This is a genomic window from Erwinia psidii, from assembly GCF_003846135.1.
GTDB classification, from domain to species: domain Bacteria; phylum Pseudomonadota; class Gammaproteobacteria; order Enterobacterales; family Enterobacteriaceae; genus Erwinia; species Erwinia psidii.
In genome coordinates, this window is sequence record NZ_RHHM01000007.1 from 16,523 (window position 1) to 28,679 (window position 12,157).

Consider the following 12,157-nt stretch of genomic DNA (forward strand, 5'->3'; position numbering starts at 1 on the left):
AACCGGAGCCATTATGGCTGAAGCACTGAATACACAAGCTCTTGAAACCTTGTTTACCGCCGCCCGTACTCACAATGGCTGGCAGGATCGTCCGGTGACTGACGAACAGATCCATGCACTCTACAATCTGGTGAAAATGGGACCAACGTCGGCCAATTGCAGCCCGGCACGTTTCTGTTTTGTGCGCAGTGTTGTGGGCAAAGAAAAACTGCAGCCCACCCTTTCCAGCGGCAATCTGGCGAAAACCCTCGCTGCTCCCGTTACAGCAATTGTGGCGTGGGACCCCGCGTTTTATGACCGGCTACCGGAGCTGTTCCCCCACGCGGATGCAAAAGACTGGTTTACCAGCAGCGCGGCGCTGGCAGAAGAGACCGCATTTCGTAACAGCTCAATGCAGGCGGCTTATCTTATCAGCGCCTGCCGGGCGATGGGACTGGACACCGGCCCGATGTCCGGTTTTGACCGCGCGGCGGTGGATACCGCTTTTTTTGCTGATAACGGATGGAAAAGTAATCTGCTGATAAACATCGGTTATGGCGATCATGACAAGGTATATGACCGTCTGCCGAGGCTGGAATTTACTGCGGCCTGCACACTTGTATAAGGAGAAAATAATGTCGCTGCCACTGCCGAAAGCCGCGGTTGTAAACTGCGTTGAAAAACAGGATTTTCGCCATGCCATGGCGCAACTGGCTGCCGCTGTCAATATCATTACCACCGACGGTCCGGCGGGGCGGGCAGGGTTCACCGCGTCGGCGGTGTGCAGCGTAACCGATACGCCACCCACGTTGTTGGTTTGTCTCAATCGCTCGGCTTCCGTCTGGGAAACGTTCAAAACCAATCAACAGTTGTGTGTCAATACGCTGGCAGCCGGCCATGAATCGCTCTCTGTCCTTTTTGGTGGCAAAACCCCCATGGCAGAGCGATTTATCGCCGCTGAATGGTCAACACTGTTAACCGGTTCTCCGGTACTTACCGGCGCGGTCGCCTCGTTTGACTGCAGCGTCAGCCAGGTAATGAGCGTCGGCAGTCACGATATTCTGGTTTGCGAAGTCCGGGCGCTCGTCAGTAACACTACCCGCCACGGTTTGATCTATTTCGATCGCGGCTATCACCATTTGATGCGGCAGGAAGCCAGATAACACCGCTGGCGGTCACTGCTTTATTTATTCTCCTGGGAGAAAACGATGGCAAATTCCTGGTTCCCACAATGGCGCAAACAGTCTGCAACGGCTCAGGGGCTGGTTGCCCCCGATGAAATGCTACCGCTGGGACAGACACTGATTATGGGGTTGCAACACGCGGTAGCGATGTTTGGTGCCACCGTGCTTATGCCGCTGCTAATGGGTCTGGATCCTAACCTGTCGATATTGATGTCCGGTATCGGCACCCTGCTGTTTTTCCTGATCACCGCAGGGCGGGTTCCCAGCTATCTCGGTTCCAGCGCCGCCTTTGTAGGGGTAGTGATTGCGGTAACCGGCTTTAACGGGCAAGGGCTGAACCCACATCTCGGTCTTGCACTGGGCGGCATTATCGCCTGCGGTCTGGTCTATACCCTGATTGGTTTTGTCGTCATGAAAGCAGGGACCCGCTGGATAGAGAAGCTGATGCCTCCGGTAGTCACCGGTGCCGTCGTGATGGCAATTGGCCTCAATCTTGCGCCAATTGCGGTACACAGCGTTTCCGGCTCGATGTTTGACAGCTGGATGGCAGTCATGACCGTTGTCTGTATCGGGCTGGTGGCCGTCTTCACCCGTGGCATGGTGCAGCGCCTGCTGATTCTCGTCGGTTTGATCGCGGCGTGGGCGATATATGCCCTGCTGACCAATGGTTTGGGTCTTGGCAGACCGGTGGATTTCAGCCAGCTTGCCAACGCCCGCTGGTTTGGCCTGCCGGGGATGACCACCCCAGTCTTCGACAGTCATGCGATGTTTATGATAGCCCCTGTGGCAGTGATTCTGGTGGCGGAAAACCTGGGACATATCAAGGCGGTGGCCGGTATGGCGGGAAAAAACCTTGACACCTGGATCGGACGGGCATTTGTCGGTGACGGCCTGGCGACCATGTTGTCAGGTGGAGTCGGCGGCAGCGGCGTCACCACCTATGCTGAAAATATTGGCGTAATGGCGGTAACAAGGGTCTATTCAACGCTGGTATTTGTCGCCGCCGCGGCCATCGCCATTCTGCTGGGATTCTCACCTAAATTTGGCGCACTGATCCATACCATTCCCGGTCCGGTGATCGGCGGGGCTTCTATTGTGGTATTTGGGCTGATTGCCGTTGCGGGTGCGCGTATCTGGGTCCAGAACAAAGTGGATTTAGGGCAGAACAGCAACCTGATCATGGTCGCCGTCACCCTTGTACTGGGCGCTGGCGACTTTGCGCTGAAAATTGGCAGTTTTACCCTGGGTGGTATCGGCACCGCCACTTTTGGCGCCATTATCCTCAACGCAATACTCAGCCACCGTAGAGTAGCGGCGGTTAATGAGAGCAATATCGCGCAGCAGGACAGTTAATCAATCCCTGCATCTGGCGAAGGTCTTTCCTTCGCTTTTTTCAGCTTGAGTTCGCTGACCAGTACGCCGGTAACGATCAGTGCCGCACCCGCCAGTGCCATGGCGGGTAAGCGTTCCCCGGCCATCCACCCAGCAATTCCCGCCCATACCGGCTCGCCCGCGTAAATTACCGTCGCCCTGGTGGGAGATACGCTACGCTGTGCCCAGTTCATCGTCACCTGGATCACCGCGCTGGCTACCGCCAGGCCGGCAATACTGAACAACAGATACGGTGAAAAAAATGGAACAGACTCTCCATTTGGCACCATCATGCCGAACGACAGCAGCGAAGCAACGCCAAGCTGCACCACTGTCACCCTTTTTACATCCACTTTCCCGGCGCTGACACTAATCAGTATGATCTCTGCCGCAATAGCGAGCGTGCTCAGTAATGTCGCCTTTTCACCCACGTCAAAAGCGAGTTGGCTCCCCGTCGGATCGGCTAACAGCATCAGGCCGGTAAAGGCAAGTGCAACCCCACTCCATGCCATTACTCCCGGAAGACGCCGTAGAAAAAGCCACTGGATCAGTGGCACCAGCGGGACATACATCGCGGTAATAAACGCTGATTTACTGCTGGTAATCGTCTGCATACCATAGGTTTGCAGACCATAGCCACATCCGATAGCGATACCAATAAATATACCCGCTTTGATTTCCGCACGGCTTATTTCACGCAGGGTACGCCATGAGAACGCCGCAAGGATTAATGCTGCCGTGGCAAATCTTGCGCCGACAAAGAAAAAGGGGCCACTTACGGTCATGGCATGGTGTACGGTCAGGAAGGTACAACCCCATACAACGGTGATAAGAATCAGCACCAGTTCCTGTCGCGTAAGAGAAAGTGTGTAGCGGGAGAGAAAGGTCGACATAGCCGTCTCAGAAAGAATTTAGCTGCCAGTTTGCAGAGTGTTAAGACGATGGTCAACCGGGAAACAGGACCGTCGGACCAGGCGGCGGGGCGGAGAGAAAAATGATGCTGTCGGGATTTAATCCCGATAGCCACAAGGACTACGCCCTCCTTTGCGGCTACGGAGCATTTTTTGCCATTCCCTTCACTTATTTTTCTCCGCCGTGGGCCATTTTTGATGCCCGGGACGCCATTTTCGGCTCTGTTCAGCAGACAGAAGTGGCCTCATCTATACTCAACTTTCGGGCGGTGAACAGCTGTTCGCAGCCATTCATCCTGCAGAGCAGGTAAACATCCAAACAGGGAGTGACAAATGGCGAAGATTTTAGTGCTTTATTATTCAATGTATGGACATGTTGAAACCATGGCCGAAGCGGTTGCCGAAGGGGCGCGCAAGGTCAGTGGTGCCAGTGTGACCATCAGACGCGTACCGGAAACGATGGATGCCGCCCGCTTTGCGGAAGTGGGCGGAAAAACGGCGCAAAAGGCAGCAGAAGCCACGCCGGAAGAACTGAAAGAGTACGACGCAATTTTGCTTGGCACCCCTACCCGCTTTGGCAATATGGCAGGTCAGATGCGTACCTTCCTTGACCGCACCGGAGGATTATGGGCATCAGGTGCTCTCTACGGCAAACTCGCCAGCGTTTTTTCTTCCACGGGCACCGGTGGTGGTCAGGAACAGACTATCACGTCAACCTGGACCACGCTGGCCCATCACGGCATGGTCATTGTTCCTGTCGGCTATGGCACAAAAGAGTTGTTTGATATTTCGAAGGTGCGTGGTGGCACTCCTTATGGCGCCACCACCATCGCAGGTGGCGACGGCTCGCGACAACCCAGCGAGGAGGAACTGAATATTGCCCGCTATCAGGGGGAATATGTCGCCGGGCTGGCGGTGCGTCTGAACGGATAATTGCACTGGAGATCATTATGGCAACACAACCGTCAAAAGCCCATCACGTCAAAGAATGGGCCAACCTTCGGGCAACATCTCCCGAGATCGCCGAAGCTATTTTCGAAGTGGCTGACTATGACGAAAGGCTGGCTGAAGAGATCTGGCGGCAACAGGGAAGTGACGAGGTACTGCTGCGCGCCTTCGATAAAACCCACGAGGATGTTCTGACCTGGGACAACAAGCGTGTTGAGCGGAAAAATGTCTGACGTATCAACACAAAATTGGGCGGACATTCCGCCCTTTTTTATGGTTTTCCGTCGGTAAATCATGCTGTTCCCACCCTGCTCCCCACTGGCAAACAGCCCATGGGTTAACTACGCTTAATCCACACTGAACAGCCTGTCCGTCAGGCACACAACGCCAGAAGGAAGCCCTATGTCTTATCAGACAATTAATCCCAACAATAATAAATTGCTTAAAAACTGGCCTGAACACAGTGAGGAGCAGATTGAACAGGCCCTGACTATTGCAGATGACCTTTATCATTCCGACTGGTCAAAAGGCCCAATTCAGTCACGCTTGCAGATCCTGAAAAAAATGGCCGACCTGATTGACAGCCGCGTGGATGAACTGGCAAAAGTTGCCAGTATTGAGATGGGCAAACTTATTGCTCAAAGCCGTGGCGAAGTGAAAACCTGCGCTCAGATTGCTCGCTATTATGCAGAAAACGCCGGGAGTTTTCTGGCTCCTGTCCGCTATCCAAGCGAGCTGGGCGAAGCCTGGATCGAAAATCATCCCATTGGCGTTCTGGTTGCGGTGGAACCCTGGAACTTTCCTTACTATCAGTTAATGCGTGTGTTGGCGCCAAACCTTGCCGTTGGCAATCCGGTCCTGGCGAAACATGCCGCTAATGTGCCACATTGCGCGACCCTGTTTGCCGAACTGGTCAGCGAGGCTGGCGCACCGCAGGGAGCCTGGACTAATCTGTTTATCAGCAATGAGCAGGTTGCAGCCCTGATTGCCGACGATCGGGTACAGGGGGCGGCACTGACCGGTTCAGAACGCGCGGGAAGCGCTGTGGCACAACAGGCGGGAAAATACCTGAAAAAGACCACCATGGAACTGGGGGGTAATGATGTGTTTGTGGTGCTGGACGACTGCGATCTCGACAAAGCCGTCAGCACCGGAGCGGGTGCCCGGTTGAGTAACTGCGGCCAGGTCTGCACCGCTGCAAAAAGGTTTATTGTCCATGAAAAAGTGGCCGATGTTTTTTTTGAAAAATTTATTCAGGCATTTCGGGAAGTGAAAATCGGCGATCCCCTCGATGAAAGCACCACGCTCGGCCCCCTGTCCTCCTCTTCGGCTCGTGATACGCTGGTAAAACAGGTTGATGACGCCGTGGCCAAAGGCGCGAAATTGCATCTTGGCGGTAAGGTGGTGGACGGTGACGGCTGCTTCTATCAGCCCACTATTTTATCCGGTATCACTCGTGATAATCCGGCTTACTTTGCGGAGTTTTTTGGTCCGGTCGCACAGGTTTACGTGGTCAAAAATGATGATGAGGTGATACAGCTCGCCAATGACTCCCATTATGGCCTTGGGGGAGCGATTTTCACGGGCGATATCGCCCGTGGCAAGAAGCTGGCTTATGCAATAGAAACGGGGATGGTGTTTATAAATTCCGCCACTAATACCTCAGCAGAACTGCCCTTCGGCGGCGTCAAACGTTCCGGGTATGGTCGCGAGCTGTCCGATCTGGGCATTAAGGAGTTCGTCAACCAGAAACTGGTTGTTGTCAGCAACAGCTGACACGCATTGATTCTGGCTTTTTATTGCTAACTGAAAAACCACGCCTTGTGGGACGTGGTTTTTCAGTGCGTGCTGGCACTGTCCTGTTTATCTGCGGATTTGGCAGCACCGGCAGAGGTACTTCTTATTTAAGCGTGACAGCGCTCCCACGACCAGCTGAAGCAACGCTGTCCCAGTAAGGCGGCTTTTCACCGCCATTTTTACAATCAGGATGCTTTATCAGCAGCGGGTTGTTGAGATGACGCCTTCTTTACAGGCTTATCGTTATCACCGTTTTTGCTTCTGGTGTCGCTCTCTTTTGCTGCCTTATCCGTCAGGTCCTTCTCTTTGCCAGCAGACGGTTTCGCCGGTTCCGCTTGCTTTGCCGCCGCCCGATCGCTAACCGCATCGCCAGCGCTCTGCTTAACGGCGACAGGGGCAGTTGTAAAAGCAGGTTGCTGAGGCTGTTCAGCCGCCACCGGCGTTCCCTGGAGGGCGTTGTTCAGCACCTGAGTGAACTGGTCCCAAGGGCAGAAACCGTTAACATCCGTTTTGCAGCCACTCATTTCAAGCGTCACCCTTTTAGGAGGGGTATCAAGCGTCAATGGCGTTGCGTTGCGTAACTGATCGCTGGTCTGGTAAACATATTCCACTTTAACCAGTTCCTGGTTGTTTTTCCGGTCGTGCCAACGCTGGAACTGGATCATCCCACCAATTGGCGTTCGTTCATTCTGTTCGGGCAGCGTGTACGGTTTGAAATTCAGTGCAGTCAACAGTGAAGCGATGTTCGAGTCATGACCGACCATGAGAGTTACTTTTGGTGCACTGGCTTTGTCTTCATCCACAAACACACTGCGAATGTAGTCAACCAACGGAGCGGCTACATTGCGCGCCACTTCCGGTGAAGTAAACAGCGTGTCCTGATAGGCGTTTTTGATTGCTGAAAGCTCTTTCCATTGCTCAGCGGTTTTGATCTGCCCCCAGGCTACCTGATCAAGCGGCATACCTTCGTAATACTGCAAAGTGAACGCATCAACCAGCGAGTTACCCACTTTCAGTGGACCAGTAACGCCGGGTTCTTTCCCCTTATCAGCAGAGAATTTATTTTGATTACCGCCGGAAAGATCGCACTGCTTTTTACCGTTACAGGCTTCAGCATTTTTATAGTCGGTTATTTTTTCCAGACGCTGAAAAGCAGGTTTCAGGGCAAGTTGACCCGCAGCGCTGTTCATCGCCGTCAGCGCCTGTTTCGAGAAAGCGTCACTGTCATCGGTGATCACCGGGTTAAACACTGGATCCATCGTGCCCATTTCATCCTGATGGGAAACCGGAATATCGCAGCCGGGAAATGCCCCGGTGATAAAAAATTGCGCGGTAGCAACGGTGCGTTGCAGACTGTTGGCGTATGCATAAACCTCATCACTGCCGGGGCATTGGCCGCCCTTTAATACCCCCTGCTGTACCAGCCATTCACGGGTATAGCGCCCCATGTAGACTTCAAGCACGCCACCTTTTGTTGTCAGTTGTCCACCGGGGACATCCCATTGAGGCCAGGCTTTTTTCGTAGATTGCGCCAGCACGCTACCGTTGTCGGCAAGCGGTGCGCGAAGATTATGGCGGCTCATCATTAAAACCTGTTCAAGCTGGAAATTGTCATCAGCCGCATAAGCTGAAATTCCGCTCACTGCTGAACAGACCGCCAACGCGCAAAGACTAAACTTTTTAATCATGTGTTTTATCCATTGATTCAGAGGGGAAATTACCCGACCAGCGTTAAAAGCAACCGTTGGCCAAAAATTCACGACAACGCGGATGATCTTTGCAACAGCGCAACAGAGAAAAGACCGGGTATCGGCACTCAGGGCCTGTATCACCGGGAACAGCTTATTGCAGTATGCCGGATGTTCAACAGCCCGGAGCCTACACGAAGTACACACGAATTTCGAGTGTTGGCTCAGGACAAAGTGGCAAATGAAACTAACCAGACTTCGGATCATTTATTCTGAGAATATAGCAAAGTATTGTCTTTACAGACCAGATACATCAACAGAGGTGGAAGAAACGCGATCTGTTCCGAACTGAGTCATTGGTGGCGGGGGCCGGTGGGGGAAACAAAACGGGCCAGCTTACGCTGACCCGTTAAATTTGATGGCGGAGGAGGAGAGATTCGAACTCTCGAACGGTTTCCCGTCGCCGGTTTTCAAGACCGGTGCCTTCAGCCACTCGGCCACCCCTCCGCACTTTTGTTTGTTATCCGAAAAGCAGAGAAAATTATCCCTCAACAAGTCTGAACAACCAACGGCGTGCATTATAGAGAACAGACCAGGGGTTGCCAAGAAAAACTTTCCCTATTTTGTTGAAATTATATGCTTTTGTCGATACGGTTTACCCCGCACGCAGGGCAAAATAACAGCAGGTTGCGCACGGAGATGAGTTTAAGTTGTATGATTTACCGGCATTGCTTCAGATACTGCAGAGTTTTCAGGCTCTGACAGAATTATATCAGACAAGCTGTAGACCGGTTCGCATGCGATAAAGTTCAGGAAACAATTCATGATTCAGCGTCGACCGCAGATAATCCACACCGCTGGTGCCACCACTTCCGGGACGATGACCAATAATACGTTCAACCGTAGCAATGTGTTGGAAACGCCAGTTTTTGAAGCCCTGAGAGATATCGACCAGCTTTTCTCCCAGCTGATAGAGCGACCAGTACGTATAGCGCTGCTGATAAATCTGTAGCCATGCCTGCTCCACGCCGTCTTTATTACTCAGAGGAGATGATATATGACGCTCTAACAGGCAGATAACCTCATCATTTAAAGAAGGCTCATCAAGACGGGTTCTCAGAGCATGAAGCGCCCCCAGATTGCCAGAATAGTCTTCCAACGTATTGGGGTTTTTATTGCCAAGCAAAAACTCAATTTCCCTGAATTGATGTGATTGTTTCCCTGAAGCGCTGCCCAGCACATCGCGCATAGCTAAAAAGTCTACCGGACTGAGTGTCGCCAGTACTTCCCAGGCATGAATAAGATGCAACATAATAGTATGGGCACGGTTCAAAGAACTTAAAGTGCGATCAACGTCATCCCTACGTATAAAGGATACCGCTTGCGTTAATTCATGGAGCAGTAGCTTCATCCAAAGTTCAGAAGTTTGATGCTGAATAATGAAAAGCATTTCTTCCGGTACATCGGATAACATTTTTTGACTACTGAGTATCCTGTCAAGCTGAAGATAGTCGCTGTAGTCCATCACGGCATTATCGTACAAAGTCGAATTTTTGGTCTGAGAAAATGGGCACTGCATCATGACATCCTGTAGCTAAGGAAAATAAAAATCATAAAATTACTGCAACTTATTAAGCAGCTGCCTTCGAAAACAGAATACGCGATTACTGACCGACACGGCTGTCGCGCTGAAATTGCCATGATGACTGCAATTTCAATCGTAACGGCGACAACCCCGGCGCTTTACGCGAACTGACCATTTTATCCGGCATTAGCGTGTAAAGCGCTTCAATACCAGCGCAAGTCCTTTATGCAATGTCTGAAGCTCCCCGTTGAGCTGCTCAGACCGTCAGGATCTTTTGCCTGCTTTTAAAGGGCCAGAGCGGTAATATAGCGGTTCACTTTACGTATAAACTCGATGATATCTTCGACTGCATCGCTGATTTCAGCTGATCCACTTACGGCATCAATGTTCGCTGACGTTGAGTGCACCAATCAATTAACGTCTGCTCTTCGGTCTGACACTGATGACCAGCGGCAGAGCAAAATCATAGTGGCCCCCCACCATCATTAATGAATGTGAAACCAATTTGAACGAGTCATTCGCAGGCGCTTTATCAGGGCGGTTAGTAATTACCTTCCTCACTAATACGACCGCCTGCACTTTGCGCAACAACAGATGGCACCGAAAGGGCGTAGTATTTTTTTACCACTGTAAGTGGAGCCACAGCATTATTTACGATGTTACTCATTTTTCGCCCATCATTACCAGGTAACTGCCCGGACGCATACAGCTCTTACAGACACTCACATTGAGTGCTCTGTGTATCGCGCTGCAGAAGAGCATATGTTCCCGCAAAATATCTTTATTAAAAATATTACGCACATTTGGCCAACAATCTGCAAAACCATCCGACATTATTAATGATGATATATCACATAACAGTGCATCAAATCAGACACCAGTGACATATTCCTGTACGCGTGGTAGCAAAATACCCCATGAGAGTCGGTATTATCATTCACTACCATCGCAATCTGCGCGGATATATTATTTGAAAACCATATAATTTCGGGTGTTATTTTTTTAATGCTAACAGATTATTATCAGCCATTTTCCTGTCTCTGTCTGATTAAAAAGAGATGTCTCAAGCACAAGGCTTAATGATGAACTAAAAAAAATAAATCACATGAATATAAAGCAAACCGACTTAAGATATATCTGAATTAGAATTCAGCTTCTGCCATGAAGAAATTAACAATCTAAAACAGATTAAGGTTATTTCTTTCATCAGGTCTTCCTGGTTACTTTCCCACTGCTTTGGAACCGATGGCATTATCCATGAATCAGGAAGTAAGTGAATACCTCAGCGTATTTTTTTTGAATTACGCATGAGGATTTTTTTATTTAATTAAAATAATTCATATAGTTACAGTTAGTTATTTTTTAGGGTGTTTTTGTTAATATCAAGAAAATATTATAATTTCACTCCAAACCGAACGCCAGTTAAAAACATAACCTGAGTATTACTGGTTAAAAATACATCAGCCGCCAAAAGGCGTGCCTGTGTCCTGATTAAGATACCGGCATTAAGCGCAACTGCGGTCAGACAGAAAACCGATGGGGAAAAGTTTTTACTGGAGAGATCCATAAAAATCTTTTTTGGCGAACACTACGGATTATTCAGTACATACAATGACATATTCATTATGAATACCCTGCACGCCCGGTATAATATTCAGGTAAATCATTAACTCACCTCCAGCCGTGCGCTTCAGAGTCAGGAGCCAAACACACCTCGAAAAGTACCCCGTTTTAGCTCCATACACTTTTTAAGTGTTCCGGCGTGATCATTGATCATCCGTCGTGCTTCCGGCGTAAAATTATTCAGGGACTGATGCGGGCGGTTCACGGTCAGCCATCTGCCCGTCAGGTAAACTCAGCGCCATTGTCCATCCTCACTCACTGCTGGCACAACAATATGATCCAGTCGCCAGGCTACCTACTGTGCCGGAATATTCAGGTCCATTCTGGTTCCGGCGCTTTACGATGAAGGTCATCCACAACGTTAACGGAGCGAGAAGGTCGACCAAAAGTCAGCACGTCATGCATAAAACTCATTGCCAGTGCCCGTGTAGCAGTCAGTGTTGAAGGAAGGCATGCCGGCAGGCGCTTGTTTCCCTTTGCGGCGAACATTCAGCATCTGCAGGCGGTAACCTTTATGATCATATACGTGGCCCTGACGGCGCTGTATCTGAAACAGCTTGCTGAAGCAGCAGTACGGGTATCATTCCGCGGCATGCCGAACCGGCCATCGTGCAATATGTCATGACGATAATGGTAAAAAATGTCTCATCTGACATCCCGCAGCATCTTTGAGCATAAGCCAGGTTCGGACCAAGTGCGGCAGGACACAGCACGAAAACCGGACCACCAATTTCTGGTGTCATCGTCCGTTTTATGAAGTATTTTTATGACTGGAATTTATGCTAAGTAAAATACAGGGCAAACAAAACGTAGGGTACAAAAAAAGCCCGCTTGCACGAGCTTATTTTTTCATGACAAACCAATGCGTTATTGATTTGCTAAAAGATGGCGGAGGAGGAGAGATTCGAACTCTCGAACGGTTTCCCGTCGCCGGTTTTCAAGACCGGTGCCTTCAGCCACTCGGCCACCCCTCCGCAATGACGCGCACTATAAACATCCTCCTGTGCAATGTAAAGCGTGTTTTAGTTCGGTTGCCTGGAAAACAGCCTTCTGAGTGATTTTCTGCCGCTA

The 12,157-nt window shown here is 50.6% G+C and carries 10 protein-coding genes and 2 tRNA genes; 7 read left to right on the plus strand and 5 right to left on the minus strand.

Features of this window, described 5'->3' with window-relative positions; genetic code table 11:
* The first annotated feature begins 13 nt into the window (after nt 1-13).
* Genes EB241_RS10005 through rutG form a run of 3 tightly spaced genes read left to right on the plus strand, consistent with a single transcriptional unit; the run spans nt 14 to nt 2,516 of the window.
* Nucleotides 14-604 (plus strand): malonic semialdehyde reductase, encoded by a 591-nt coding sequence (locus tag EB241_RS10005; RefSeq protein WP_124233039.1) that lies wholly within the window; start codon nt 14-16, stop codon nt 602-604.
* 10 nt (nt 605-614) lie between these two features.
* Nucleotides 615-1,142 (plus strand): NADH-dependent FMN reductase RutF, encoded by a 528-nt coding sequence (rutF, locus tag EB241_RS10010; protein ID WP_124233040.1) that lies wholly within the window; start codon nt 615-617, stop codon nt 1,140-1,142.
* A 45-nt stretch (nt 1,143-1,187) separates the two neighbouring features.
* Nucleotides 1,188-2,516: a pyrimidine utilization transport protein G gene (gene rutG, locus EB241_RS10015; protein WP_124233041.1), complete on the plus strand. Its 1,329-nt coding sequence runs from the start codon at nt 1,188-1,190 to the stop codon at nt 2,514-2,516.
* On the opposite strand, the gene EB241_RS10020 is transcribed toward rutG, so the two are convergent.
* Nucleotides 2,513-3,427 carry a DMT family transporter gene (locus EB241_RS10020; RefSeq protein WP_124233042.1) on the minus strand — a complete coding sequence of 305 codons (915 nt, stop codon included), beginning with the start codon at nt 3,425-3,427 and terminating at the stop codon, nt 2,513-2,515. The genes rutG and EB241_RS10020 overlap by 4 nt on opposite strands.
* 101 nt (nt 3,428-3,528) lie before the next feature.
* Between EB241_RS10020 and EB241_RS10025 the strand changes: the two genes are divergently transcribed.
* From EB241_RS10025 to EB241_RS10040, 4 genes are all read left to right on the plus strand, one after another.
* Nucleotides 3,529-3,756, plus strand: coding sequence for a hypothetical protein (locus EB241_RS10025; RefSeq protein WP_124233043.1), 228 nt, complete (start codon nt 3,529-3,531; stop codon nt 3,754-3,756).
* Between the two features lie 22 nt (nt 3,757-3,778).
* Nucleotides 3,779-4,378, plus strand: a complete 600-nt coding sequence (gene wrbA, locus EB241_RS10030; protein WP_124233044.1) for an NAD(P)H:quinone oxidoreductase — start codon at nt 3,779-3,781, stop codon at nt 4,376-4,378.
* Nucleotides 4,379-4,395: 17 nt separating this feature from the next.
* Nucleotides 4,396-4,626: a YccJ family protein gene (locus tag EB241_RS10035; protein ID WP_124233045.1), complete on the plus strand. Its 231-nt coding sequence runs from the start codon at nt 4,396-4,398 to the stop codon at nt 4,624-4,626.
* Nucleotides 4,627-4,795: 169 nt separating this feature from the next.
* Nucleotides 4,796-6,169, plus strand: a complete 1,374-nt coding sequence (locus EB241_RS10040; protein WP_124233046.1) for an NAD-dependent succinate-semialdehyde dehydrogenase — start codon at nt 4,796-4,798, stop codon at nt 6,167-6,169.
* Nucleotides 6,170-6,375: 206 nt separating this feature from the next.
* On the opposite strand, the gene agp is transcribed toward EB241_RS10040, so the two are convergent.
* The 4 genes from agp to EB241_RS10060 all read right to left on the minus strand — a co-directional run bounded on the left by agp (nt 6,376) and on the right by EB241_RS10060 (nt 12,060).
* Nucleotides 6,376-7,878, minus strand: coding sequence for a bifunctional glucose-1-phosphatase/inositol phosphatase (gene agp / locus EB241_RS10045; RefSeq protein ID WP_124233047.1), 1,503 nt, complete (start codon nt 7,876-7,878; stop codon nt 6,376-6,378).
* Nucleotides 7,879-8,297: 419 nt separating this feature from the next.
* A tRNA-Ser gene (locus tag EB241_RS10050) sits at nt 8,298-8,385 on the minus strand.
* Between the two features lie 265 nt (nt 8,386-8,650).
* Nucleotides 8,651-9,457, minus strand: coding sequence for a tryptophan 2,3-dioxygenase (locus EB241_RS10055; protein WP_233592584.1), 807 nt, complete (start codon nt 9,455-9,457; stop codon nt 8,651-8,653).
* Between the two features lie 2,515 nt (nt 9,458-11,972).
* Nucleotides 11,973-12,060: transfer RNA gene (locus tag EB241_RS10060), tRNA-Ser, on the minus strand.
* Nucleotides 12,061-12,157: the final 97 nt, after the last annotated feature.